Here is a 25,234-nt window from a genome sequence, read left to right on the forward strand (position 1 = left end):
GTTCACCGTACGCCGCGGGGTCACCGGTGCAGGGCGGTTCGCAGCGCCGTCAGCCCGGCCTCGAGCGCCGCGGTGGCCGTGGGCACCACGCCGGCATAGCCCAGGTAACCGTGCACCAGCGTCTCGGCGTTGTGCACCTGGGTGGCGACGCCGGCGGCGGACAGCAGCTCGCCGTACCGGATGCCGTCGTCGCGCAGCGGGTCGTAACCGGCGACGGCGATGTAGGCGGGCGCCAGGTTGCTCAGGTCCGTGGCGCGTCCCGGCGCCATGTCCGACGGCGGATTCGACAGGTCGACTTCGCCCGCGTACCAACGGGAGAACTCCGCGACGGCCTTGACGTCCAGGATCGGTGCGGTCGCGTTTTCGGCGAACGACGGCAGCGACGCGTCCCACATGGTCGAGGGATACCACAACAGCTGGAACACGATCGGCGGGCCGCCGTGGTCCCGCGCCCGCTGTGCCACGGCGGCCGAAATGGTGCCGCCGGCCGAATCGCCGGCGACGGCGATCCGGCTCGCGTCGCCGTGCAGTTCGGTGGCGTTCTCGGCGACCCAAAGCGTTGCGGCCCAAGCGTCTTCGACGGCGGCGGGGTAGGGGTGCTCGGGAGCCAGCCGGTAGTCGACGGACACCACGATCGCGTCGGCGCCGACCGCGTGCTGACGCGCGGTGCCGTCGTGGGTGTCGAGGTCGCCGATGACGAAGCCGCCGCCGTGGAAGTACAGCACCACCGGCGCGGGGGCGCCGTCCGGGTGGCCATCGGAATGGCTTGGCGGCCAATAGATCCGGACCGCGATCGGGCCGGTGGGGCCGGTGATCGTGCGGTCCTCGACCCGCAGCTCGGGGTGCAGCGGCCGGCGCGGCAGGTCGCGGAACCGCTGGCGCGCCGCGTCGATGCCGTCCTCAGTGGATAGCCGGAAGGGAACCGCATCCAGTACCTTCTGCAGGATGGGGTCGATAGCGGGTTTCTCGTCGGCTGTGTTATCCAAGCTGGGCATGGACGTACCGTACGCACCTCGTCTGGTGGCCGGGGCCTGGGTGGTGGCCGGCTGGGTGGCCCTCGGCTACGGCATCTACCTGACCGTGCTGGCGCTGCGCTCGCCGCCGGGAATCGAGCTGACCGGGCACTGGGTGTTGCAGCCGGCGTTCAAGGCCTCGATGGCGTTCCTGCTGACCCTGGCCGCGGCCGGGCATGCCGTCGTCCGCGAGCGGCGCTGGCTGATGGCGGCGCTGCTGCTGTCGGCCCTCGGCGACTGGGTGCTGGCGATCCCGTGGTGGACGCTGTCCTTCGTGGTGGGCCTGGCGGCATTCCTGTTGGCGCACATCTGTTTTGTGGGCGCGCTGCTGCCGCTGGTGCCGGCGTTCTCGGGGGCGTCGAAGGACGCGCGGCCGTCGACGGTGCGCATCGTTGCGGCGGTCCTGATGTGTGCGGCCTCGATCGCGCTGCTGGTCTGGTTCTGGCCCCACCTGGGCGCGGAGAAGCTGACGATTCCGGTGACGGTCTACATCGTGGTGCTGACGGCGATGGTGTGCACGGCCCTGCTGGCGAAGCTGCCGACGATCTGGACGGCGGTGGGGGCGGTGTGTTTCGCGGCCTCGGATTCGATGATCGCCATCGGCCGCTTCGTGCTGGGCAACGAGGCGCTGGCCGTGCCGATCTGGTGGTCGTATGCGGCGGCCCAGATCTTGATCACGGCCGGATTCTTCTTCGGCCGCGAGCTTCCCGCGGACGCCGACGGAGACGCCCCGGCGCCCGCCGAGAGCTGATTGTCGCCGGTGCCCGGTACGCTGCGGTCTGCGACGGTAAAACTCTGGATGGCAACATGATTCGCGGCCCGGGGGCCCGGTGAGCGGCGGCGCACGCACGCCCGTCGAGGTGGAGCCCATCGCCCGGGTGCTGCCGATGCTCTCGGTGCCGCATCTGGATCGCGAGTTCGACTACCTGGTGTCGGCCGAGCAGTCCGACGACGCCCAGCCCGGGGTGCGGGTGCGGGTGCGTTTCCACGGCCGGCTGGTCGACGGGTTCGTGCTGGAGCGCCGCCACGACACCGACCACCCCGGCAAGCTGGGATGGCTGGATCGCGTCGTGTCGGCCGAGCCGGTGCTCACCCCGGAGATTCGCCGGCTGGTCGACGCGGTCGCGGCGCATTACGCGGGCACCCGGCCCGACGTGTTGCGTCTGGCCGTGCCTGCCCGGCATGCCCGCGTCGAGCGGGAACCGCTGGTGAGCCGTGATCCGGTGATCCCGGAGCCCGTCGACCCGTCGGGCTGGGACGGTTACGGCCGGGGCGCCCAGTTCCTGGCGGCCCTGGCCGAATCGCGCGCCGCGCGGGCCGTCTGGCAGGCGCTGCCGGGCGAGTCGTGGACGGACCGGTTCACCGAGGCCGCGGCGCAGACGGTGCGCACCGGCCGCTCGGTGCTGGCCATCGTTCCCGACCAGCGCGACCTGGACGCGCTGTGGCGGGCCGCGACGGCGCGGATCGACGAGGGCCTCGTGGTAGCCCTGTCGGCCGGGCTCGGCCCGGCGGCCCGGTACCGGCGGTGGCTGGCGGCGCTGCGCGGCACCGCGCGGTTGGTGATCGGCACCCGCAGCGCGGTGTTCGCGCCGCTGAGTGACCTGGGGCTGGTGATGGTGTGGTCCGACGCGGACGACAGCCTGGGCGAGCCGCGGGCACCGTATCCGCATGCCCGCGAGGTGGCGATGCTGCGCGCGCATCAGGCCCGCTGCGCGGCGGTGATCGGGGGCTACGCGCGCACCGCCGAGGCTCACGCGCTGGTGCGCAGCGGCTGGGCGCACGACATCGTCGCGGCGCGGCCGATGGTGCGCGCCCGCACGCCGCGGGTGATCGCCCTGGACGACACCGGTTACGCCGACGAGCGCGACCCGGCGGCGCGCACGGCGCGCCTGCCGTCCATCGCCTTGCGCGCCACCCGCTCGGCGCTGCAGGCGGAGGCGCCGGTGCTGGTGCAGGTGCCGCGGCGCGGCTATGTCCCATCCCTGGCCTGCGCGCGCTGCCGCACCATCGCCCGGTGCCGGCACTGCACTGGTCCGCTGTCGCTGCAGGAAGGCGGCGCGGCGTTGCTGTGCCGCTGGTGCGGTCGGGTCGACCCGACGCGACGGTGCGCGCGCTGCGGGTCCGACGCGGTGCGCGCCGTCGTCGTCGGGGCGCGGCGCACCGCCGAAGAGCTCGGTCGCGCCTTTCCGGGCACGGCGGTGATCACGTCGTCGGGCGACGGCGTGGTGCCCGAGGTCGGCCGCGGCCCCGCGCTGGTGGTGGCCACCCCCGGCGCCGAGCCGCAGGCGTCCGGCGGTTACGGGGCGGCACTGCTGTTGGACACCTGGGCGCTGCTGGGCCGCCAAGACCTGCGCGCGGCCGAGGACGCGCTGTGGCGCTGGATGAGCGCCGCCGCGCTGGTGCGCGCCCGCGGCGAGGGCGGCGTGGTGCTGGTGGTCGCCGAATCGGCGCTTCCCACAGTGCAATCGCTGATCCGATGGGATCCGGTGGGTCATGCGGAGGCGGAGGTGACGGCGCGGGCCGAGGTGGGTCTGCCGCCCAGCGTGCACATGGCGGCCATCGACGGAACGGCCGGCGCGGTCACCGCGCTGCTCGACGAAGCGAGGCTAGCGGGCCAGGAGTCCTTGCACGCGGATTTGCTTGGGCCCGTGGACCTTCCGCCCGGCGTGCGCCGCCCGGCCGGAACCCCGGCCGGCGTGCCGGTGACGAGAATGCTGGTGCGCGTGCCCCGTCAGCAGGGGCTGGCGCTGGCGGCGGCCCTGCGGCGCGCCGTCGGTGTGCTCAGCGCTCGGCAGACTCATGAGCCGGCCAGGGTCCAGATCGACCCGCTGCACATCGGCTAACTTTCATGAACCGTTACCCTGGGCGACAATTTGTGCGTGCAATAATTCCTTCTTGCGACATTGGAAGGTTGCTACACTTTCTCATCCTTAGCCGCCGAGAGGCCGGAACCATCCGGGAGGGGCGATATGACAGCGGACAACACCGCCGTTGACGAGTCATTGGACGTCATCACCGATGCTTTGCTGACGGCCTCCCGTTTGCTGATGGCGATCTCGGCGCGGTCCGTGGGCCAGGTCGACGAGACCATCACCATCGCCCAGTTCCGGACGCTGGTGATCCTGTCCAATCGCGGTCCGGTCAACCTCGCCACCCTCGCCGGACTGTTGGGCGTGCAGCCCTCGGCCACCGGCCGGATGGTGGACCGGTTGGTCGCCGCAGGCCTGATCGACCGCTTGCCCCACCCGACCTCGCGGCGTGAGCTGCTCGCCGCGCTCACCACGCGTGGCCGCGACGTCGTCCGGCAGGTGACCGCGCACCGGCGTGCCGAGATCGCGGCCATCGTGGCGAAGATGCCGCCGCCGGAGCGGCATGGGCTGGTGCGGGCGCTGACGGCGTTCACGGCCGCCGGCGGCGAGCCCGACGTCCACCTGGACGCCGAGGTCGACCTGTAGCGGTTACTCGCTTCGCTTTTCGGCGGTCACCAGCAGGTACTCCCACCCCATGGTGCCGCCGGTCAGGTGCTGCTGCGCGAGTTCGATGAGCTGGGCGTCGAGTTCGGCGGCCAGCACCGGGTTGTGGCCGATGTTCGCGTAGGCCTCGATGGTCGGGCCGTAGTGCTGCTTGAAGTACGCGTGCACGGCCTCGGCGCTGTCGAATCGGTTGACCGCCAAAATGCCTCGCGTGGTGGTGATCTCGCCGATCCGGTCACCGAGCAGCGCGGCGACGTAGCCCGGGCGCCCCCAGAGCGCCGCCGGCGGCGCGGGGTGCGACAGGCTCGGCCGGTAGGGCCGGATGGTGGCGAGCATCCGGCCGAAGAAGCCTTCGGGGGTCCAGCTGATCACGCCGATCGTGCCGCCCGGGCGGCAGACCCGGACCAGCTCGGTGGCGGCGCGCTGCTGGTTGGGGGCGAACTGGACGCCGATCGCCGACATGACGACATCGAATTCATCGTCACCGAACGGCAGCGCCTGGGCGTTGGCTTCCCGGTAGTCGAGGGTCAGACCCCGCGCCGCGGCCCTGGCCCGCGACCGCTGCAGCAGCTCGGGAGTGAGGTCGGTGGAGACGACCGTGGCGCCCGTCGCGGCCGCGGGCAGCGAGATGTTGCCCGAGCCGGCGGCGACGTCGAGGACCCGTACCCCCGGCCCGATGCCGGTGGCCTCGACCAGGGCGGGTCCGAGCGGGGCCATCACCTCCTCGGCCATCAGCGCATAGTCGCCCAGCGCCCATACCGTGCGATGCGTGGCGGCCACCGAGGCGTCACTGATCGGAGTGTCGAGGGTCATCAGACCTCCTTGGGAGGGGAAGGGGGTTGTCTTTCGACCTCGTTGTCGACGTGAACCGGCGATCACACCGGTAGACAGTGGCTCCTAGAAATAGTAGCCATAAGCAATAGTGTACGCACGCACATTCCGCCGGCGGGTCCGGGCCGCGCCCGTCGCTTTCTAGACTGGCCCGGTGCGCCTCGTCTTCGCCGGAACCCCCGAACCCGCGCTGCCCGCATTGCGCCGCCTCATCGACTCGCCGCGTCACGATGTGGTCGCGGTGCTGACCCGTCCCGATGCCGCGGTGGGACGGCGCGGAAAGCTGGAGCCGTCACCGGTGGCCCGCGAGGCGCTCGAGCGCGGCATTCCGGTGCTGCGGCCGTCGCGGCCGAACTCCGACGAATTCGTCGGCGAGCTCGCACAGGTGGCCCCCGACTGCTGCGCGGTGGTGGCCTATGGCGCGCTGCTGCGCGACGGCCTGCTCGCCGTGCCCCCGCGGGGCTGGATCAACCTGCACTTCTCGCTGCTGCCCGCCTGGCGCGGCGCCGCGCCGGTGCAGGCGGCCATCGCAGCGGGGGACAGCATCACCGGGGCCTCGACGTTCCAGATCGAGCCGAGCCTGGACTCGGGTCCGATCTACGGAGTCGTGACCGAGACGATCCGGCCGACCGACACCGCCGGGGAATTGCTTGAGCGACTGGCTGTTTCGGGTGCGGAGCTGTTGTCGGCCACGCTGGACGGCATCGCCGACGCGACCCTGACGCCGGTGCCGCAACCCACCGAGGGGGTCAGCATCGCGCCGAAGATCACCGTCGAGCAGGCCCGGGTGCGCTGGGACCTGCCGGCCCAGGTGATCGATCGCCGCATCCGTGCCGTCACCCCCAACCCGGGTGCCTGGACGCTGCTCGGTGACCTGCGCGTCAAACTGGGCCCGGTGCAGCCTGCCGAGCCCTCCGCGACGCCCGGACCGCCGGAACCGTTGCCGCCCGGCGCCATTCACGTCGACCGCACAAGCGTCTGGGTCGGTACCGGCTCGGATCCCGTGCGGCTGGGCCAAATCCAGCCACCCGGAAAGAAATTCATGAACGCGGTCGACTGGGCGCGCGGCGCGCGGCTGGACCCCGCGGTGCGGGCGACATGACCACCGGCCGCGACAGACCCGGGCGCGGGCGGCCGGAACGCAAGCCGCCACGTCCGCAACAGCGCGACCGCCGGCCCCAGCAGCGCGACCGCCGGCCACCGCGCCGGCCGCTGGACCCGGCCCGCGCCGCCGCGTTCGACGTGCTCCGGGCGGTCAGCGAGCGCGACGCGTATGCCAACCTGGCCCTGCCCGCACTGCTGCGCGAACGCGGAATCACCGGCCGGGACGCGGCTTTCGCCACCGAGCTGACTTACGGCACCTGCCGCAGCCGCGGCCTGCTCGACGCCGTCATCGGCGCGGCGGCGGGACGCCCGCCGGACGCCATCGACCCGGTGCTACTCGACCTGTTGCGCCTCGGCGCGTATCAGCTGCTGCGCACCCGGGTCGACGCCCACGCCGCGGTGTCCACCACCGTCGAGCAGGCCGGAATCGAATTCGATTCGGCGCGAGCGGGATTCGTCAACGGGGTGCTGCGCACCATCTCCGGGCGCGACGAGCGTTCCTGGGTCGCCGAGCTGGCCCCCGACCCGGCGCGGGACCCGATCGGGCACGCCGCGTTCGTGCATGCCCACCCCCGGTGGATCGCCCAGGCGTTTGCCGACGCATTGGGGGCCGCCGCGACCGAACTCGACGCCGTACTGGCCAGCGACGACGAACGGCCCCAGGTGCATCTGGCCGCCCGCCCCGGAGCGATCACCGCCGCCGAACTGGCCGACGCGGTGGACGGCACCGTCGGCCGCTATTCGCCGTATGCCGTCTACCTGGCGGGTGGCGATCCCGGCCGGCTGGCGCCGGTGCGCGACGGCGCCGCGCTGGTCCAGGACGAGGGCAGCCAGCTGGTGGCCCGCGCGCTGACGCTGGCCCCGGTCGACGGCGACGCCGGCCGGTGGCTGGACCTGTGCGCCGGCCCGGGCGGCAAGACGGCGCTGCTGGCCGCGCTCGGCGCGGCCTCGGAGGCCCGCGTCACCGCGGTGGAGCCGGCGCCCCGGCGCGCCGATCTGGTGGCCGAGAACACGCGCGGCCTGCCGGTCGACGTGCTGCGGGTCGACGGGCGGCACACCGATCTGGAGCCGACCTTCGACCGGGTGCTCGTCGACGCCCCCTGCACCGGGCTGGGGGCGCTGCGCCGCCGCCCGGAGGCGCGGTGGCGGCGTCAGCCCGCCGACGTGCCGACGCTGACCAAGCTGCAGCGCGAGCTGCTGGGCGCCGCGATCGCGCTGACCCGCCCCGGCGGCGTGGTGCTCTACGCCACCTGCTCGCCGCACCTGGCCGAGACCGTCGGCGTGGTCGCCGACGCGCTGCGCCGCCACCCGGTGAGCGCGCTGGACACCCGGCCGTTGTTCGAGCCCTTGGACAGGGGAGCCGACCTGGGGGACGGGCCGCACGTCCAGCTCTGGCCCCACCGCCACGGCACGGATGCGATGTTCGCGGCCGCGCTGCGCCGCGAGGCGGGGTAGCGGGAGCGCGACACAGAGACCCCGCCGCGGCCGCGCTGCGCCGCGAGGCCGGGTAGCGGGGCCCGCCGGATGTGAAGGGGGGCGCGCGGCTCAGTAGTCTGGCGCTCATGCCTCGCAACATCGCGGGACCTCTGATCGCGCCATCGATCCTGTCCGCTGACTTCTCCCGGCTCGCCGACGAAGCCGCCGCCGTGACCGGCGCCGACTGGTTGCACGTGGACGTGATGGACAACCACTTCGTGCCGAACCTGACCCTCGGGCTGCCGGTGGTCGAGAGCCTGCTGGCCGCCACCACCATCCCGATGGACTGCCACCTGATGATCGAGGATCCGGATCGCTGGGCGCCTCCGTATGCCGAGGCGGGCGCGTACAACGTCACGTTCCACGCCGAGGCCACCCAGAATCCGGTCGGCGTGGCCCGCGACATCCGCGCCGCCGGCGCTAAGGCGGGGATCAGCGTGAAGCCGGGGACCCCGCTGGAGCCCTACCTGGAGATCCTGCCGCAGTTCGACACCCTGCTGATCATGTCGGTGGAGCCCGGATTCGGCGGCCAGAGCTTCATCCCCGAGGTGCTGAGCAAGGTGCGCACCGCCCGCAAGCTCATCGAGGCGGGGGAGCTGACGATCCTCGTCGAAATCGACGGCGGCATCAACGCGGACACCATCGAGCAGGCCGCCGAAGCCGGCGTCGATTGCTTCGTCGCCGGGTCTGCCGTGTATGGCGCCGAGGATCCGGAGGCCGCGATAGACGCGTTGCGGCGACAGGCCGCCGCCGCGTCCCCGCACCTGCGTCGATGACCGTGCCGACGGGCGACGGCCTTGACGCCGCAATGCGTTTGGCGATCGACCAGTCCAATCACGTCAAGGGAACCACGTATCCGAACCCGCCCGTGGGGGCGGTCATCTTGGACGCCGGCGGTGAGGTCGTCGGCGTCGGGGCCACCGAGCCCGCCGGTGGCGATCACGCCGAGATCCTGGCGCTGCGCCGGGCCGGCGACCTGGCGGCCGGTGGCACCGCCGTCGTCACCCTCGAGCCGTGCAACCACTACGGCAGAACCCCGCCCTGCGTGAACGCCCTGCTGGACGCGAAGGTCGCCACCGTGGTGTATGCCGTCGCCGACCCGAACCCGGAGGCCGCCGGCGGGGCGGCCCGGCTCGAGGAGGCGGGCGTGACGGTGCGCTGCGGGGTGCTGGCCGACGAGGTGGCCGGCGGCCCGCTGCGCGAGTGGCTGCACAAGCAACGCACCGGGCTGCCGCACCTGACCTGGAAGTACGCCAGCAGCGTCGACGGCCGCAGCGCCGCTGCCGACGGCTCCAGTCAGTGGATTTCCAGCGAGGCCTCGCGGCTGGATCTGCATCGTCGCCGCGCGGCCGCCGACGCGATCGTGGTGGGCACCGGCACCGTGCTGGCCGACGACCCGGCCTTGACCGCCCGGCTGCCCGACGGCTCACTGGCCGACCGCCAACCGCTGCGGGTGGTCGTGGGCATGCGTGAAATACCGTCGGAGGCAAAGGTTCTCAACGACGATTCACGGACCATGCTGATCCGCACGCACGACCCCATGGAGGTGCTCAAGGCGGTGGCGGACCGCACCGACGTCCTCTTGGAAGGCGGCCCCACCCTGGCGGGTGCGTTCCTGCGGGCCGGGGTGGTCAACCGGATCCTGGCCTACGTCGCGCCGACCCTGCTGGGTGGTCCCGTCACCGCGGTCGACGACGTGGGCGTGACCACGATCGCGCGGGCGCTGCGCTGGCATTTCGATGGCATCGACCGGGTGGGGCCGGACGTGGTGCTCAGCCTGGTGCCACGCAGCGGCTAGCGCTCACCCAACGAGACCGCTTGCGGCTCAACGATTTCCGGCTCATCGGCGTGCTCCTTGCGGCCGCCGATCAGCAGACCCAGCAGCGCTCCGGCGATGCAGATCGCGACGGTGGCCAAGAAGATGTCGCCGTACATCTGGGCGAAGGCCTTGAGGTACATGGTCCCCTGGGCGGCGATGCGCTCCAGCAACGTGGCGTTGGGCGGGATCGCGGCCGTCAGGCCCGCCACGATCTGGTTGAACCGGTACAGGCCCCACGCGCTGAGCGCGGCGACACCGATCAGCATGCCCGTCATGCGGGCCACCACCACGGCCGCCGAGGCGATGCCATGCTGGGCGGACGGCACAACGCGGAGCGCGGCGGAGGTCAGCGGCCCGATCACCAGGCCGAGGCCCACCCCGGCGACCAGCAGGTCGGCGTGCAGCACGGGCACGCTGAACACCCCGAAGACGTTGTGCTTCTGGCTCATGACGTCCTGGCGCCAGAAGTGAATCAGCCAGTAGCCGTACGCGGCGATGAGCAGCCCGACGAAGGTCATGATCCGGTCACCGACCCGGGTGGCGATCCATCCGCCGAGCACCGCACCGATCGGCAGCGCGATCAGGAACCACAGCAGCAAGCCGGCGGCCTGGGTCTGGGTTTGGCCCAGTACGCCCTGACCGAACAGCTCCACGTCCACCAGCGTCACCATCAGCGCGGCGCCGGCGAACAGCGAGGCGCCCAGCGCGGCCAGGAACGGGCGAAAGTGCACGCCCGCCGGCTCGATCAGCCGGGTGCGCGCGAAGCGCTCCCACAGCAGGAACAGCACCGCGACCACGGCCGCGCCGATGACCAGGGGTAACCCGTAGCTGGGCAGGATCTGCTTGCCGTCGGGTTGCGGGTTGTACAGGCCGATCACGGCGAGGCCCAGGGCGACGGCCAGCAGCACGCCGCCGACCAGGTCGACCTTTTCGGGCTCCTCCACCCGCTCGTGCGACGGCAGGCTGAACTGGATCATCACCATCGCGATCAGCGTCAGGGGGACGTTGATCCAGAACACGTAGCGCCAGTCGTGAAACAGGAAGACGATGAAGATCCCGTACAGCGGGCCCAGCACGCTGCCGAGTTCCTGCGCGGCGCCGATGCCGCCCAGCACGCCGGCGCGGTTGCGCTGCGCCCACAGGTCGGCGCCCAGGGCCAGGGTGACCGGCAGCAGCGCGCCGCTGGCCACGCCCTGGATGGTGCGGCCGCCGATCAGCAGGTGGAAGTCTCCCCAGTGACCGGCCAGCGCGGTGACCACCGAGCCCACGATGAACAGCGCCAGGCTGACCTGCAGCACCAGCTTGCGCCCGAACCGGTCGGAGGCCCGGCCCAGCAGCGGCATGGCGGCGATGTAGCCCAGCAGGTACATCGTGATGATCCAGGTGATGCGCTGCAGCTGGTTAATCGGGATGTGAACGTCGGTCATGATGTCGCGCATGATCGTCACGACGACATAGGCGTCCAGGGCGCCCAGCAGGACTGCCAGGCTGCCCGCGCTGATCGCTACGCGGCGTCCGGTCTGGTGCCCGGTCGGGGCTTCGGTCTCAGCGGTCACGAGCTCACCGGGGGCTTGGAGACCTGAACCTGCTCACCCCAGTTCGACAGGGTGATCTGGGCGGAGTTGCCCGAGCTCTTTTGCAGGTTGGCCTGGACCAGCTGGTGGTCACCGGACTCCTGGATCCACACCGTGCTCGGCACCGGCTGTGTCGCGTTGAACTGCGGCACGATCTTGTTCACCGCGTCCGCCGAGACGTTTCCGCTGATGCGGATCGTGTTCTGCCCGTTGACGTTGTCGCGGCCCTCGGCCTTGGCGTTGCTGAAGTTGGCCAGCGCGTTGCCCAGCCCGCTGTCGGGGTTGAGCAGCACCGAGACGTCATAGACGTCGGCGGCCTTGCCGAAGTCGCTCCACTTGTTCGGGGTCAGGGTGGCGTACAGGGTTCCGTCGAGCACCACGAAGTTGGCGTCGATGTCGGACCCACCCAGGGTGATCGTGGCGTTACCCTGCGCGGCGGTGGCCGGGGCCGTGGTGAGGTCACCGGTCAGCGTCTTGATGGGTAGCCCCTGGATCTTGCCCTGGATGCTCAGCGCGATGTGCGCGCTCTTCACATTCTTGGTGGCGTCGGCCGACTGCTTGACCAGGGTCGTGGCGTCGGGAAGCGGTGCGCCGCTCTGCTTTGAGCCCGACGAGCAGCCGGCGATCAAGGCGGTGGCGAGGGTCAGGGATGCGATGACGGCCGATAGACGGCGGCGGGTCTGCATACTGTGCATCGTAGAGGGTGCCGGTGACTGCCCTGATGAACGCGGGGTCCCGGTGTCGCCCAGCCGCCGGTGTTTGCCCTGCTCATCCGCCTGAGAGACGGCCAATTAGCCTAGGAGGATGTTTACCGGGATTGTCGAGGAACTCGGCGAGGTGACGGCTCGTGACGTCCTGTCCGACGCGGCGCGGCTGACCATCCGCGGCGCCGTCGTGACCGCCGACGCGGGCCACGGCGATTCGATCGCGGTCAACGGCGTGTGCCTGACCGTCGCCGAGCTGTTGCCCGGCGGTCAGTTCACCGCCGACGTGATGGCCGAATCGCTCAACCGATCCAACTTGGGTGAGCTGCAGGTCGGCAGCCGGGTGAACCTGGAGCGCGCCGCGGCCGTCAACAGCCGGCTGGGCGGGCACATCGTGCAGGGCCACGTCGACGGGACCGGGCGCATCGTCGCCCGCACCCCGTCCGAGCACTGGGAAGTGGTGCGGATCGAGATGCCCGCCGAGGTGGCCCGCTACGTCGTGGAGAAGGGCTCGATCACCGTCGACGGGATTTCGTTGACGGTGTCCGGGCTGGGCGGCGAGCCCCGGGACTGGTTTGAGGTCTCGCTGATTCCCACCACCCGGGAGCTGACCACGCTGGGCCGTGCGCCGGTCGGGACGCCGGTGAACCTGGAAGTCGACGTCATCGCCAAATATGTTGAGCGGTTGATGACCCGCTAGGCGATTGCAGTTCCGAAAAGAACTGGACTCATCCCGGCCGCTGCGCTTTCCCACGATCATTCCATCGGGCGATGACCTGGCCGGCGAAGTCCAGCATCTGGTCCAGGGTGGGGACCATCGCGAAGGCGTCCACGATCGCCTCATCAGCGCCCGACCCGGCGAGGCGCTCGAGCCTGTCGGCAACAGAGTCGATGGACGTGCCCGGTTCGAGGTTGATCCGCATGGCCGTCTTCAGCGCGTCCGGATCGCGGCCGGCGTCCTTCGCCGCGCGACGCGCAATCGACCACAAATGGTCGGTGACCTCGTCCTGCAGCCCCTCGACCCCGAGCCAGCCGGTGCCGCTGCGTCCGACCCGGAGCATCGCGGCCTCGCTCACGCCGCCGATCCAGATGGGCGGACCGCCGGGCTGGACGGGGCGCAGGTCGGCATGGACCGGCGGCAGCGAGAAGAACTCGCTCTCCCAGGACACCGGGGTGGTCGTCCACCACTCGTGCAGGAACGCCAGCAGGTCATCGAGCATCCGCCCGCGCCGGCTCCAGTCCGCGCCGCGGGCGATGTCGTGTTCGTCCTTCATCCACCCGATTCCGACGCCTACGTCGAGGCGACCGTCACTGAGCACGTCGAGCGTGGTCAGCAGCCGCGCGAGGTGCACCGGCTCGTAGTAGAACGTGCTGAGCGTGCTGGCGTTCAGCCGCACCCGGCTGGTCGCCGTCGCGGCGACCGTCCACAGCAGGACCGGATCGAGGTATCGGGTCATCTGCGGCGGGTAGGGCTGCTCTTTGCCCGGATAGGTGCTGTGCATATCGACCGGCGTGACCAGTCGATCGCCGACCCACAGCGTGTCGTAGCCGAGGTCCTCGAGCCCGCGGCAGAACGCGCTCAGTCCGGCGGCGCTGCTGATCGCGGGCCCGACGATGGGCAGTGCGAAACCCAACTTCATCGCTCAATCCTTTCGGTGATCCATCAACCATTGTGTGGGCGCAGGACGCCGCCGTTCGTTCACGGCCCGGGACCGGCGGCGGCGCCGCTCAGGCGGCAGGGTTCACGCCGAGGGCGAAGTCGAAGTTGCCCACCCCGTGGCGGGCCAGACCCATCATGACCAGCCCCGTTGCTTCGAGCCAGTGCGCCATGTTCAGGCCGCCGACGTCCAGCGGACGCAGCTTGAGGCTCTCGATGAACTCCGCCAGGCGCGCCTTGGCGCGCGCGTCGTCGCCGGCAATGAAGACGTCGAGCGGCCGGCCCTGATCCAGGACGACACCGAAGATGGTGTTGAACGCCTTCAGCACGCTGGCGCTCGCCGGGGCCGCCTTGGCAACTTCCTGCGCGATCGACGTGTCCTCGGGGATGGCCAGTCCGTCGGCGGCGGCATTGAAGGGGTTGCTGATGTCGACGATGACCTTGCCCGCGAGGGCGTCTCCGTACTGCGCGACGACCGGAACGACGTTGGCGTACAACACGGAAACGATGACGATGTCCCCGTCGGGGACGGCGCCGAACTCTCCCGTCGTGGCGCTGCCGCCGAGAGCCTTGGCCAGCTCGGCGGCCTTGGACTGATTGCGCCCGATGACCTCGACGGTGTTGCCGCCCGCTACCGCCAGCGCGCCGATGGCACGTGCCATGTTCCCGGTGCCGATGATGCTGATGCTGCTCATGAGGTGTCCGTCCTGCCTGATAATGGAAAAGGTTGACGCGTCTACCTTAGGCCGAGAATGGTGACGCGTCAACCAAATGGGGTAGCATGGTTGCCTGATGGCACCGAACTGGTTGAACCCCCGCGAAGACCGCGCCTGGCGGGCCTTCCAGCACGCGAATCATCAGCTCAGCGTGCACCTGAACCGAGGCCTGCAGGAATCGGGTCTGTCCGGCGCCGACTATCAAATCCTGGCGGTGCTCTCGGAACACGATGGGGACCGCCTCCCCGCCCACGAGCTGTGCAACGCGCTGGGCTGGGAGAAGAGCCGCGTCTCCCACCAAGTGCGGCGCATGCAACAGGACGGGCTGATCTGTCGCCAGCCCAACCCCGACGATGCCCGCAGCACCATGGTCTGTCTGCTGCCGGCCGGCCGCGCGGCCATCGAGCGGGCGGCGCCGAGGCACGTGGAGGACGTCCGCCGGAACTTCATCGACCTGCTCACCCCGGCTGAGCTCGACATGCTCGCCGCCCTCAACGAACGGGTCTTACGCCACCTGGCCGAAGAACGCGACTCTCCCGCCGAAGGCGAGACCTGATGGCCGCATCAGCAGCGGCCTGTTTCGGGATCAGCTGATTACACGGGGTGCCAGATGGGGCCTTCCCAGTAACCCCAATGGTTCATGCCGGGATCCCACATGATCTGGGCCCACGGTGCCCAGGGCGGTGGCGGTGGCGGCGGCCCCGCCCAGGGCGGAGCCCCGTAGCCGGCCGGACCGCCCGGGCCGCCATAGTTGTCGTCCCAGTCGCGGCAGTTGTTCCAGTTCTGATACGGGCCCCAGCCCGGGTCCCACTGATCGCCCGGGCACCAGTGGTGGTGATACGTGGGCGGAGGAGGAGGCGCCGCCGCGGCGGTGCCCGTTGACAGCCCCAGCGCGGACATGGCCAGGCCGCCGGCCGCGAGCGCGCCGGTACACAGGCGGACCCACGGTCGTGTTGATGTGTTGGTGTTCATCCGGTGGTATTTCCCCGCGTTAATGGGTGCGAAACTCGATATTGAGTTTGCTCGTGTCAAATATCCCGCACAGCCGACGCTAATCTGGTGCAAAGTATTCTCGGGTAAATAGCCTTTTCATAGGGATCTTTATGACACCTGGTGACGATATTGCCGTGTGGCCACGCCATTCTTTGGCGCAAATATTCTGTTTGCCAGGCAGCCTCGCGCCGCTGTCGCGCGATCGGGTCTTCCGCGGCGACACGTTCGTCAGCCGCGGGACCGGTGCCGGATTCCTCTCGACAGCGAAACTGTGATCCCGGCGACGATTGCGCGCCCTGCGGCGGGGCGGTCTCGTGCGGTCGTGCGCCGGGGTGTCGTCGCACGGCCAGTCACGAGGGGACGGGTGCGCGTCATCGGAACTGGTCAGACCGTCGGTGCCGTCCGGCGGGCGCGGCGGCGCAACGCGATCCGGGGCCGTCCCGCTGACCAAACCGCGGCAATAACCGCCCGGCCGCCGTGGTTCATACTGAATGCAACACGTGGGCTTCTCGTGTGAGCCGTTTCGACAGTGTTCCCGCCGGACAGCGGGAACGGCGAGGTAGCAAAGATGACGAGGTTGGACTCCGTCGAAAGGGCGGTTGCCGACATTGCGGCCGGCAAGGCCGTCATCGTCATCGACGACGAGGACCGCGAGAACGAGGGCGATCTGATCTTCGCCGCCGAGAAGGCGACGCCGGAGATGGTGGCCTTCATGGTGCGCTACACCTCGGGATACCTGTGTGTGCCGCTGGACGGCGAGATCTGCGACCGGCTGGGACTGCTGCCGATGTACGCGGTGAACCAGGACAAGCACGGCACCGCCTACACCGTCACCGTCGACGCCAGACGGGGTGTGGGCACCGGGATTTCGGCGTCGGACCGGGCCACCACGATGCGCCTGCTCGCCGATCCCACCAGCGTCGCCGACGATTTCACGCGGCCAGGCCACGTGGTTCCGTTGCGCGCCAAGGACGGTGGCGTATTGCGCCGTCCGGGCCATACCGAGGCGGCCGTCGACCTGGCCCGGCTGGCCGGTCTCCAGCCGGCCGGCGCCATCTGCGAGATCGTCAGCCAGAAGGACGAAGGCTCGATGGCGCAGACCGACGAACTGCGGGTCTTCGCCGACGAACACGACCTCGCCATGATCACCATCGCGGACCTGATCGAGTGGCGACGCAAACACGAAAAGCACATCGCCCGGATCGCCGAGGCGCGGATACCGACCCGGCACGGCGAGTTTCGTGCCATCGGGTACGCCAGCATCTACGAAGAGGTCGAACACGTCGCGCTGGTGCGCGGGGACATCTCCGGGCCGGACTTCGACGGCGACGACGTGCTGGTGCGGGTGCACTCCGAATGCCTGACCGGTGACGTGTTCGGTTCGCGCCGCTGCGATTGTGGGCCGCAGCTGGACGCCGCGATGGCGATGGTCGCCCGCGAGGGCCGCGGGATCGTGCTCTACATGCGTGGCCACGAGGGCCGCGGCATCGGGCTGATGCACAAGCTGCAGGCCTATCAGCTGCAGGACGCCGGTGAGGACACGGTGGACGCCAACCTCAAGCTGGGATTGCCCGCCGACGCAAGGGATTACGGGATCGGCGCGCAGATCCTGGTCGACCTCGGGGTGCGCTCGATGCGGCTGCTGACCAATAACCCGGCCAAGCGGGTCGGGCTGGACGGCTACGGCCTGCACATCATCGAGCGGGTGCCGCTGCCGGTGCGCGCCAACGCGGAGAACATCCGATACCTGATGACCAAGCGGGACAAGATGGGCCACGACCTGGCCGGGCTGGACGACTTTCACGAATCCGTCCATCTGCCAGGCGAATTCGGCGGTGCTCTGTGAGTCCTGCCGAGGGGGTTCCGGAGGTTCCGCCGCTCGATGCGTCCGGCCTGCGACTGGCCCTGGTCGCGAGCACCTGGCACGGCGAGATCTGCGACGCACTGCTGGCGGGTGCCAGCAAGGTGGCCTCGGAATCCGGCGTCGACGACCCGACCGTGGTCCGGGTGATCGGCGCGATCGAGATCCCGGTCGTGGCACAGGAACTCGCCCGCAACCACGATGCCGTCGTCGCCCTCGGCGTCGTGATCCGCGGGCAGACACCGCATTTCGAATACGTCTGCGATGCGGTGACCCAGGGCCTGACCCGGGTGTCGTTGGACACTTCCACACCGGTGGCCAACGGCGTGCTGACCACCGACACCGAGCAGCAGGCCCTGGACCGGGCCGGCCTTCCGGAATCGGCCGAGGACAAGGGGGCCCAAGCCACTCTGGCGGCCCTCACCACCGCGCTGACCCTGCGTGAGTTGCGCGCTCGGTCGTGACGTCGCCTCCGGACCGTGAGACCTGGGATGCGGTGTTGCGTCCCCACCGCACACCGTTGTTCGCCTATGGGGCGGCGTTCGTGATCGCCGCGGCGCACATCGCGGTGGGGCTGCTCCTCAAGGCGGGGTCCACCGGCGTGGTCTTTCAGACCTCGGATCAGGTGGCGATCGCGGTGCTCGGGCTGGTCATCGCCGGTGTCGTGCTGTTGTTCGCCCGCCCGCGGCTGCGGATCGGGCCGGCCGGCGTATCGGTGCGAAACCTGTTGGGCGACAAGCTGATCGAATGGCCCGACGTTGTCGGGCTGTCGTTTCCGGTGGGTCACCGCTGGGCGCGGATCGACCTGCCCGACGACGAATACATCCCGATTATGGCGATCCAGGCCGTCGACAAGGGGCGCGCGGTGGCCGCCATGGACACCGCGCGGTCGCTGCTGGCGCGCTATCGACCGGACCTGCAGACGCTCTGAGCGCTGTACCATCAGCCGATGGCACTTCAGGCGCGGGTGGCCGCGGCCGCCGCCGTCGCCGTTCTGGCACTGGGTGGGTGCGACGCCGTGGTGGGGGGACGCGCGCTCAGGGCGTCCGGCCAGTCCGCGGCAACGCCGACGACGACGATGAAACGCCCGCCGTCGCATGCGCAGGACCTCCTGTTGCGCAGCGGCGATGACACGCCGCTCGGCGCGGCCGGCGCAATCCCGGTGGGCGACACCTACTTCACCAGCGCCCGGCCGCCGGAATGCGCGGCGGCACTGCTGTTCGAGGGCTCGCCGCTGCGACCCGCCGGCGCATCGGACCACGCCGAATCGGCGTACCAGTTCAGCGGTCCGGCGCTCTACGCGGAGTCGGTCGACATCTACGACAACGCGCTGGATCCGCACCACGAGGTGGTGAGCGGCTTCCTCGCCGTCGCGCAGTGCCGGCACGACGCCGTGGGCGTCGCCCCGGCGGGGGAGGCCGCGCCGATGCGGCTGAGCGGGTTCGCCACCCCGTCCGATGGCGTCCTGGTATGGACGATGACCCAGTCGGCCTGGACTTGCGATTACGGATTGGCCGTGCTGACGCACGTGGCCCTGCTGCTGTCGGCCTGCAACAACGCGCCCGGATTCCCCATGGCGGATTGGGCGGCGAAACGCCGAGCACAGGTCGACGGGCGCACCGCTTAGCCGCGGCGGCCCGCCGCCTGGTCGATCAACGCTGTGGTCGGGAAGCCCGAGCCGGAGGCACGTTTAGTACCGGGTGCAGTCCGTCATCATTTGCTGGAAAATCGGCAGGGCCTGCTGGGCCCCCTGGTTGTGCTCGATCGCGTGCAGCAGGTTCACCCGCTGATCCGGCGACGACGCCAGGTACTGCTGCAAGAACTGCTGGTTGGGCGGCGACTGGTCGAGGTACTGCGCGGCCATCGGGTTCTCCGCGTGCACCGCCCGCATCGCCTGGTCATAGCTACAGGTGGTGTTGATCATCGGACCGTAATCGGGGCTGGCCGATGCGACCCCCGCCCCAGCGGTCGACGCCAACGCCAGACCGCCGACGGTCACGGCCAGTTTGGCCCACGAGCGCTTCATCATTTACGGACTCCCTCCATTGCTCTGCCCCCACTCTAACGTTGAGCTAGAAGCTTGGTAGCCAGAACGGAGGCCGTCCAAACCGCCGTGAGCGTCGGCGGCGCCCGTTACGTGCCCTCTACCTGCCCCGTTGGTCCTTCTTCGGTCGGTTGGCTCCAGCTGCTCGGCAGCAGGGGCAGGCCCGGGTCCGCGTCCGCCGCGGCGCCGGCGAGTGTGGTCAGGCCGGCCGGCGCGGTGTCGGCCTGGCGGGCGGTGCCGGCGAACCCGATGCGTCCCGCGCCCCGCCCCGAGGCCGTCGCCGCGGTGAAGTCCGCGTCGTCCGCGACCGGATCGTGGTCCAGGTATTCGTAGCGGTATCCGGGGTCGATCAGGCCCGGCTGGGGGCGCCTGCGGCGCCGGGCCTGCTCCCGTCGGGCAGAGGCGGCCGGCGCCGCGGCGGTGTCGCGGGCGGAGGCCTGCTGTTCGGCACGGAAGGCGGCGCTCATGTCGGTGCCGGCCCCGAGGCCGGGAGGGCCCACCACATAGGGGTAGCTGAACCCCGGGACGCCGGCGGCGGGCGGCGCCGGCGCCGAGGCGGGCGTCGTCGCCGCGGCGGATGCGGGCGCATGCACCGGGGCGGTTGCCGGCGTGGCGGCGGGCGCGGTGAGACCGGGGGCCATCGCGGCCGGAGCCCCGGCGTGGGAGGGAGCGGGCGCGGCGGCCGCGCCGGGCAGGGTGGGGGCCGGTGGCGCGACGCCGGCCAGCCCCGCCAGGCCGGCCGCACCCGCGACGGGGAGAAAGGGGACGATGAGGCCCACCGAGAGCTGCGTCAGCTGCGGCACCTGCGGCAGGAACGTGTAGAGCGCCTCGCCCGCCCAGTGCGGAACCTTGGCGGCCAGCAGCGGGTCGGTCATCAGGCTGTTGAGGATCGACGACGGGTTGGAGCTTCCGGACTGGCTCAGGTCCGCGTCGAGTTCCTGGGCGACTTCCTGCACGCGAGTCACCCACCAGCTCAGCTGATCGGCCCCGCCGCCCGCATCCTGGTTGGGCGGGTTGGCCAGCTGGATCGGCGGGGGCGGGGACGTGGGCGGCGCCCACGTCATCGCGGTTTGCGACACCGCCTCGTAGATCGCCATGGTGGTGGCCGCCTGCAACCACATCCGCAGGTAGTCCATTTCGTTGAGCGCGATCGGAATCGTGTTCACCCCGAGGAAATTCGTCGCCACCAATTGCGCGAACGCCGCGTGGTTTGCCTCCAGCTCTTCCAGCGTCGGCATGGCCGACAAAGCGGCGGTGTAGGCCGCGGCCACGGTGTCGGCTTCCAAGGCGGCCGCGGTGCTGTTGGCGCTGTTCTGCAGAAGCCATGCCAGATAGGGCACGTGGGCGGCCACGAACGCCTCCGCGCTGGGGCCCTGCCACGTGCCGGCCTGCACGGCCGTCAGCAAGTCGCCGAGTTCCTGTGCCGCCGAATCGTATTCGGCGCTCAGTGCCTGCCATGCCTGCTCGGCGGCCAGCAAGGATCCCGGACCGGGGCCGCTGGACAGCGCGGCCGAATGCACTTCCGGAGGGAAGGCGGCCCAGATCGGCATGGTCATCGCCGGCCGTCCGGGTGTGCCCGTGCCGCCATGGTGCGCTCCTCCCGCCGAACCGGTCGGCGGTCCCGCCGCGGCCGGCGGGCGACGGCCCGGTCGGCCCCGCGGGAGACGCCTTGTCCCGGTTCTCCTCGTGGCTTTCAGCGTGTCTTCGCGATGCGGACACCGGACGCGATAACGGCGACCCGCATACACCGGATTCTTATGCGGAGAACAACCGCAGATGCGGATAGAATCTGCCGTTTTCACCGGAGATGCGAAGCTAACTGTCAGCCTTTGGACAGCCGGACCAGGAAGCCGTTGAGGATCAGCCTCTGCGCCAGCCCCAACTGCTGGGCCGCGTTCAGCCCGGGCAGATCACCGACCCGAAAGGGCTGAGTGCTGTCGACGAGGAACCGCATCGCGGCCGCATGGTCGGCGCCGGCGCTCACCGACAGCGCAGCGAACTGCAGGACGACGCGGTCGTCGAGGTGCGCCACCTTCGAATAAAGGGGTGCGTGCTTGGTCACCAGCGTCTGGCCGTCGATCCCGACGGTGTCGCTGACCCGCCCCACCGGAGGGCACCGGCCGCGCCGCACCAGAACGTCGGCCATCGCGTCGAGGCCTGCGTTGATGATCTCGGGATCGTCGATGGCCGCCACGGCGTCGCGCACGTGCTCGCCCAGTCCCGCGCGGGCGGTCGCATCGTCCAGGTGCCGCGGCGACAAGCGGGCGTGCAGACGGGGGTCGCGCAGGCTGAGCGCGTGCAGTGCGTGCGTGAGCAGCGTCAGCACGGTGGGGGCGTGCAGCCCGATCGTCAGATGGACGGACCGCTCGGACCGCGTTTCGGCCGAATGTATTTGGCCGCGCGGCAGATACAGCACGTCGCCGGGACCGAGGCACACGTCGGTCGACGACGTGAGCCCGTCGGCCCCGACCCCCTTGCGTCGCTGGATCTCGTGCGGCGCCACCGCGGCGGCGTCGGACAGATGCCACGTCTTGGATCCCTCGATTTGCAGGACGAGCACGTCGTGCGGGTCGTAGTGCGGGACGAAGCCGGTCGATTCCGGCGGCGTGACGTAGGCGTTGACGCGCGTCGGGTAGTTCAGCTCGACCTCGATCGAGTGCGACAACGCGGCGATCGTGCGCAGGTACCGCTCGAGCCCGTTGACGACGATGGTGTAACCCTCGGCCAGACCGTCGCGTGCCGCGACCGGGTCCAGGCCGCCGTCGGCGCGGCGATAGGTCGCCGGATCCCTGTCCTGGCCGCCCTTCACCAGCCGCACGGCCGACGGTTCTGGCTGCACATGATCGAGGAGCGCGTCAACGGCCGTCGGCCCGGGCAGCAGGCGGTCGAAGTAGCCCGGCCGGCGTCGCTGAATGTGGTGGTGTCTGCTCGCCCAGATCTCGTCGAGGAAGGCGTCGACACCGAGGGGCTGCAGCACCCAGGCTAGCGAGGACTCGACGGTAATCCCCCAAACATTGCGGCGACGGGTATGCACCACAGTAAACCGGCACCCGCACGCGCCCCGCCTTTCTCGGCGCCGCGCGGGTGGCTACTAGCCTGGATCTGTGCCCGATCCCGCCACCTACCGCCCCGCGCCCGGGTCCATCCCGGTCGAGCCCGGCGTCTACCGATTCCGGGATCCGTACGGGCGAGTCATCTACGTCGGCAAGGCCAAGAGCCTGCGCAGCCGGCTGACGTCCTACTTCGCCGACATCGCCAGCCTGCACCCGCGTACCCGGCAGATGGTGACCACCGCGGCCAAGGTCGAGTGGACGGTGGTCAACACCGAAGTCGAGGCGTTGCAACTCGAATACAACTGGATCAAGGAGTTCGACCCGCGGTTCAACGTCCGCTATCGCGACGACAAGACCTATCCGGTGCTGGCGGTGACCCTCAACGAGGAGTTCCCCCGGCTCATGGTCTACCGCGGCCCCCGCCGCAAGGGGGTGCGCTACTTCGGGCCGTACTCGCACGCGTGGGCCATTCGGGAGACGCTGGACCTGCTCACCCGGGTGTTTCCGGCGCGGACCTGTTCGGCGGGAGTGTTCAAGCGGCACAAGCAGATCGACCGTCCGTGCCTGCTCGGCTACATCGACAAGTGCTCGGCGCCGTGCATCGGCAGGGTCAGCGCGGAGCAGCATCGCCAGATCGTGGACGACTTCTGCGACTTCCTGTCCGGTAAGACCGACCGGTTCGCCCGGGAGCTGGAACAGCAGATGAACGCCGCGGCCGAGCGGCTCGATTTCGAGCGGGCCGCCCGGCTGCGTGACGACCTGGGCGCGGTGAAGAGGGCAATGGAAAAGCAGGCCGTCGTCCTCGGCGATGGCACCGACGCCGACGTGGTGGCGTTCGCCGACGACGACCTCGAGGCGGCGGTGCAGGTGTTCCACGTGCGCGGCGGCCGGGTCCGCGGTCAGCGCGGCTGGATCGTCGAAAAGTCCGCCGACCCCGGCGATTCCGGTGAGGAACAGCTGGTCGAACAGTTCCTGACCCAGTTCTACGGCGAGCAGGCCGAATTGGGCGGCGCCGCAGACGAATCGGTGAATCCGGTGCCGCGCGAGGTGCTGGTGCCGTGCCTGCCGTCCAACGCCGACGAGCTGACCAGCTGGCTGTCCGGCCTGCGCGGGTCGCGGGTGGCGCTGCGGGTGCCGCAGCGCGGCGACAAACGCGCGCTGGCCGAAACCGTGCAGCGCAACGCGAAAGATGCGCTGCAGCAACACAAGTTGCGGCGTGCCGGCGACTTCAACGCCAGATCCGCTGCGCTGCAGAACATCCAGGAGGCCCTCGGCCTGTCCGATGCGCCGCTGCGCATCGAATGTGTGGACATCAGCCATGTCCAGGGCACCGACGTGGTGGGCTCGCTGGTGGTGTTCGAGGACGGGCTGCCGCGCAAATCGGACTACCGGCACTTCGCGATCCGGGAAGCCGCCGGGCAGGGGCGCTCCGACGACGTCGCCTCCATCGCCGAGGTGACCCGCCGCCGCTTCGCCCGGCACCTCAGTGAGCAAAACGACCCGAATATGCTTTCCGCGGAAGGGAAGTCGCGCCGTTTCGCCTACCCCCCGAACCTGTACGTCGTCGACGGCGGGGCCCCGCAGGTCAACGCGGCCAGCGCGGTGCTCGACGAACTCGGCATCACCGACGTCGCGGTGATCGGCCTGGCCAAACGGCTGGAAGAGGTGTGGGTGCCCTCGGAGCCCGACCCCGTCATCATGCCGCGCAACAGCGAGGGGCTTTATCTGCTGCAGCGCGTGCGTGACGAGGCGCATCGGTTCGCGATCGCCTACCATCGCAGCAAGCGATCTAAGCGAATGACGGCATCGGTGCTGGATTCGGTGCCAGGATTGGGAGAACATCGCCGAAAGGCGTTGGTAAGCCATTTCGGATCGATAGCCCGCCTCAAGGAGGCCACCGTCGACCAGATCACCGCCGTTCCCGGCATCGGTGTGGCCACCGCCACCGCCGTCCTGGAGGCGCTACGCCCCGATCAGTCCGAGGCGGCCCCGTGACGGGCCCGGGGGAGTTCGCGGGCGGACCCTCGGTGGACGCCCCGGCCGGGATCGACGTCGTGCTGGTGACCGGGTTATCCGGGGCCGGGCGGGGTACCGCGGCCAAGGTGCTCGAGGACCTCGGCTGGTATGTGGCCGACAACCTGCCCCCGCAGCTGATCACCCGGATGGTCGATTTCGGTCTGGCCGCCGGCTCGCGGATCACCCAGCTCGCCGTGGTCATGGACGTGCGCTCGCGCGGCTTCACCGGTGACCTGGACTCGGTGCGCACCGAGCTGGCCACCCGGAACATCGCGCCGCGCGTGGTGTTCATGGAAGCATCCGACGACATGCTGGTGCGCCGCTACGAGCAGAATCGCCGCAGCCATCCGCTGCAGGGCGATCAGACCCTGGCCGAAGGCATCGCCGCCGAGCGCCGCATGCTGGCTTCGGTGCGCGCCACCGCCGACTTGATCATCGACACCTCGACGCTGTCGGTGCGCGGCTTGCGCGAAACCATCGAGCGGGCGTTCGGCGGCGCCGCCACCGCGACCACCAGCATCACGGTCGAGTCGTTCGGATTCAAATACGGTCTGCCGATGGACGCCGACATGGTGATGGACGTCCGGTTCCTGCCAAACCCGCATTGGGTCGACGAATTGCGGCCCCGCACCGGGCAGGACCCCGCGGTGCGCGACTACGTCTTGAGCCAGCCGGGCGCGGCGGAGTTCCTCGACGCCTACCATCGATTGCTATCTCTGGTCGTCGACGGATACCGCCGGGAGGGCAAGCGCTACATGACGGTCGCCATCGGCTGCACCGGCGGCAAGCATCGCAGCGTCGCGATCGCCGAGGCGCTGGTGCAGTCGCTGAAGGCCCGCACGGGTGAAGCCCAACTGTCGGTGCGGGTGCTGCACCGGGATCTGGGCCGCGAATGACCGA

At 70.3% G+C, this 25,234-nt stretch carries 25 protein-coding genes; 15 read left to right on the forward strand and 10 right to left on the reverse strand.

Features of this window, described 5'->3' with window-relative positions; genetic code table 11:
• Window positions 1–20: 20 nt before the first annotated feature.
• Entirely contained in the window at window positions 21–995 is a 975-nt protein-coding gene (gene lipI / locus AC5Y5B_RS17945; RefSeq protein ID WP_500006053.1) for an esterase LipI, read from the reverse strand.
• Here lipI and AC5Y5B_RS17950 point away from each other — a divergent pair.
• From AC5Y5B_RS17950 to AC5Y5B_RS17960, 3 genes are all read left to right on the forward strand, one after another.
• Window positions 994–1,764 (forward strand): lysoplasmalogenase, encoded by a 771-nt coding sequence (locus AC5Y5B_RS17950; protein WP_500006054.1) that lies wholly within the window; start codon window positions 994–996, stop codon window positions 1,762–1,764. The two genes, lipI and AC5Y5B_RS17950, sit on opposite strands and share 2 nt — an antisense overlap.
• Before the next feature lie 79 nt (window positions 1,765–1,843).
• Entirely contained in the window at window positions 1,844–3,856 is a 2,013-nt protein-coding gene (locus tag AC5Y5B_RS17955) for a primosomal protein N' (RefSeq protein ID WP_500006055.1), read from the forward strand.
• A gap of 126 nt (window positions 3,857–3,982) precedes the next feature.
• Window positions 3,983–4,468: a MarR family winged helix-turn-helix transcriptional regulator gene (locus tag AC5Y5B_RS17960; protein WP_112635831.1), complete on the forward strand. Its 486-nt coding sequence runs from the start codon at window positions 3,983–3,985 to the stop codon at window positions 4,466–4,468.
• Between the two features lie 3 nt (window positions 4,469–4,471).
• On the opposite strand, the gene AC5Y5B_RS17965 is transcribed toward AC5Y5B_RS17960, so the two are convergent.
• Complete coding sequence (locus AC5Y5B_RS17965) at window positions 4,472–5,299, reverse strand: class I SAM-dependent methyltransferase (RefSeq protein WP_500006056.1); 828 nt, start codon at window positions 5,297–5,299, stop codon at window positions 4,472–4,474.
• 172 nt (window positions 5,300–5,471) lie between these two features.
• On the opposite strand from AC5Y5B_RS17965, the gene fmt reads away from it, so the two are divergent.
• The 4 genes from fmt to ribD all read left to right on the forward strand — a co-directional run bounded on the left by fmt (window position 5,472) and on the right by ribD (window position 9,695).
• A complete protein-coding gene (fmt, locus tag AC5Y5B_RS17970; RefSeq protein WP_500006057.1) occupies window positions 5,472–6,419 on the forward strand; it encodes a methionyl-tRNA formyltransferase in 948 nt (315 codons plus the stop codon).
• Entirely contained in the window at window positions 6,416–7,876 is a 1,461-nt protein-coding gene (locus AC5Y5B_RS17975; protein WP_500006058.1) for an RsmB/NOP family class I SAM-dependent RNA methyltransferase, read from the forward strand. Before fmt ends, AC5Y5B_RS17975 begins: the two co-directional genes overlap by 4 nt.
• A gap of 107 nt (window positions 7,877–7,983) precedes the next feature.
• Window positions 7,984–8,673 (forward strand): ribulose-phosphate 3-epimerase, encoded by a 690-nt coding sequence (rpe, locus tag AC5Y5B_RS17980; RefSeq protein WP_500006059.1) that lies wholly within the window; start codon window positions 7,984–7,986, stop codon window positions 8,671–8,673.
• Window positions 8,670–9,695 carry a bifunctional diaminohydroxyphosphoribosylaminopyrimidine deaminase/5-amino-6-(5-phosphoribosylamino)uracil reductase RibD gene (gene ribD, locus AC5Y5B_RS17985; protein ID WP_112635340.1) on the forward strand — a complete coding sequence of 342 codons (1,026 nt, stop codon included), beginning with the start codon at window positions 8,670–8,672 and terminating at the stop codon, window positions 9,693–9,695. Before rpe ends, ribD begins: the two co-directional genes overlap by 4 nt.
• Here ribD and AC5Y5B_RS17990 read toward each other — a convergent pair.
• Together AC5Y5B_RS17990 and AC5Y5B_RS17995 are read right to left on the reverse strand one after the other, a co-directional pair.
• Complete coding sequence (locus AC5Y5B_RS17990; RefSeq protein WP_112635342.1) at window positions 9,692–11,272, reverse strand: MFS transporter; 1,581 nt, start codon at window positions 11,270–11,272, stop codon at window positions 9,692–9,694. The two genes, ribD and AC5Y5B_RS17990, sit on opposite strands and share 4 nt — an antisense overlap.
• Complete coding sequence (locus tag AC5Y5B_RS17995; RefSeq protein ID WP_500006060.1) at window positions 11,269–11,976, reverse strand: LppX_LprAFG lipoprotein; 708 nt, start codon at window positions 11,974–11,976, stop codon at window positions 11,269–11,271. Before AC5Y5B_RS17995 ends, AC5Y5B_RS17990 begins: the two co-directional genes overlap by 4 nt.
• 118 nt (window positions 11,977–12,094) lie before the next feature.
• Here AC5Y5B_RS17995 and AC5Y5B_RS18000 point away from each other — a divergent pair, with 118 nt between their 5' ends.
• Window positions 12,095–12,694 carry a riboflavin synthase gene (locus tag AC5Y5B_RS18000; RefSeq protein ID WP_112635346.1) on the forward strand — a complete coding sequence of 200 codons (600 nt, stop codon included), beginning with the start codon at window positions 12,095–12,097 and terminating at the stop codon, window positions 12,692–12,694.
• A 28-nt stretch (window positions 12,695–12,722) separates the two neighbouring features.
• On the opposite strand, the gene AC5Y5B_RS18005 is transcribed toward AC5Y5B_RS18000, so the two are convergent.
• Both AC5Y5B_RS18005 and AC5Y5B_RS18010 read right to left on the reverse strand, forming a co-directional pair.
• Window positions 12,723–13,634 carry a TIGR03619 family F420-dependent LLM class oxidoreductase gene (locus AC5Y5B_RS18005; protein ID WP_500006061.1) on the reverse strand — a complete coding sequence of 304 codons (912 nt, stop codon included), beginning with the start codon at window positions 13,632–13,634 and terminating at the stop codon, window positions 12,723–12,725.
• Window positions 13,635–13,722: 88 nt separating this feature from the next.
• Window positions 13,723–14,346, reverse strand: coding sequence for an NADPH-dependent F420 reductase (locus tag AC5Y5B_RS18010; protein WP_112635349.1), 624 nt, complete (start codon window positions 14,344–14,346; stop codon window positions 13,723–13,725).
• A gap of 97 nt (window positions 14,347–14,443) precedes the next feature.
• Between AC5Y5B_RS18010 and AC5Y5B_RS18015 the strand changes: the two genes are divergently transcribed.
• Window positions 14,444–14,923, forward strand: a complete 480-nt coding sequence (locus AC5Y5B_RS18015) for a MarR family winged helix-turn-helix transcriptional regulator (RefSeq protein ID WP_112635351.1) — start codon at window positions 14,444–14,446, stop codon at window positions 14,921–14,923.
• Window positions 14,924–14,961: 38 nt separating this feature from the next.
• Here the strand turns inward: AC5Y5B_RS18015 and AC5Y5B_RS18020 are convergent, their stop codons facing one another.
• Window positions 14,962–15,339: an Mtp family mycobacterial-type pilin gene (locus AC5Y5B_RS18020; protein WP_500006062.1), complete on the reverse strand. Its 378-nt coding sequence runs from the start codon at window positions 15,337–15,339 to the stop codon at window positions 14,962–14,964.
• A gap of 589 nt (window positions 15,340–15,928) precedes the next feature.
• Here AC5Y5B_RS18020 and AC5Y5B_RS18025 point away from each other — a divergent pair.
• From AC5Y5B_RS18025 to AC5Y5B_RS18040, 4 genes are read left to right on the forward strand one after another with little or no spacing between them, the layout of a single operon-like run.
• Window positions 15,929–17,206: a bifunctional 3,4-dihydroxy-2-butanone-4-phosphate synthase/GTP cyclohydrolase II gene (locus tag AC5Y5B_RS18025; RefSeq protein WP_500006063.1), complete on the forward strand. Its 1,278-nt coding sequence runs from the start codon at window positions 15,929–15,931 to the stop codon at window positions 17,204–17,206.
• Entirely contained in the window at window positions 17,203–17,685 is a 483-nt protein-coding gene (gene ribH / locus AC5Y5B_RS18030; protein ID WP_500006064.1) for a 6,7-dimethyl-8-ribityllumazine synthase, read from the forward strand. Before AC5Y5B_RS18025 ends, ribH begins: the two co-directional genes overlap by 4 nt.
• On the forward strand, window positions 17,682–18,152 hold the full coding sequence (locus AC5Y5B_RS18035) for a PH domain-containing protein (protein ID WP_500006065.1): 471 nt from the start codon (window positions 17,682–17,684) through the stop codon (window positions 18,150–18,152). Before ribH ends, AC5Y5B_RS18035 begins: the two co-directional genes overlap by 4 nt.
• Before the next feature lie 18 nt (window positions 18,153–18,170).
• Entirely contained in the window at window positions 18,171–18,848 is a 678-nt protein-coding gene (locus AC5Y5B_RS18040) for a hypothetical protein (RefSeq protein WP_500006066.1), read from the forward strand.
• A gap of 63 nt (window positions 18,849–18,911) precedes the next feature.
• Here AC5Y5B_RS18040 and AC5Y5B_RS18045 read toward each other — a convergent pair whose 3' ends face one another.
• The 3 genes from AC5Y5B_RS18045 to AC5Y5B_RS18055 form a co-directional block, all read right to left on the reverse strand.
• Window positions 18,912–19,250: a hemophore-related protein gene (locus AC5Y5B_RS18045; RefSeq protein WP_008258171.1), complete on the reverse strand. Its 339-nt coding sequence runs from the start codon at window positions 19,248–19,250 to the stop codon at window positions 18,912–18,914.
• 104 nt (window positions 19,251–19,354) lie between these two features.
• The gene (locus tag AC5Y5B_RS18050; RefSeq protein ID WP_500006067.1) at window positions 19,355–20,821 is read right to left on the reverse strand and encodes a PPE domain-containing protein; all 1,467 of its coding nucleotides are present in this window, start codon (window positions 20,819–20,821) and stop codon (window positions 19,355–19,357) included.
• A gap of 266 nt (window positions 20,822–21,087) precedes the next feature.
• Entirely contained in the window at window positions 21,088–22,269 is a 1,182-nt protein-coding gene (locus AC5Y5B_RS18055; RefSeq protein WP_500006088.1) for a cupin domain-containing protein, read from the reverse strand.
• A 100-nt stretch (window positions 22,270–22,369) separates the two neighbouring features.
• Between AC5Y5B_RS18055 and uvrC the strand changes: the two genes are divergently transcribed.
• Window positions 22,370–24,313, forward strand: coding sequence for an excinuclease ABC subunit UvrC (gene uvrC / locus AC5Y5B_RS18060; protein WP_500006068.1), 1,944 nt, complete (start codon window positions 22,370–22,372; stop codon window positions 24,311–24,313).
• Window positions 24,310–25,230: an RNase adapter RapZ gene (rapZ, locus tag AC5Y5B_RS18065; RefSeq protein WP_112635406.1), complete on the forward strand. Its 921-nt coding sequence runs from the start codon at window positions 24,310–24,312 to the stop codon at window positions 25,228–25,230. The genes uvrC and rapZ overlap by 4 nt, the downstream gene beginning before the upstream one ends.
• Window positions 25,231–25,234 lie beyond the last annotated feature (4 nt).

Source organism: Mycobacterium sp. NGS33, assembly GCF_059812885.1.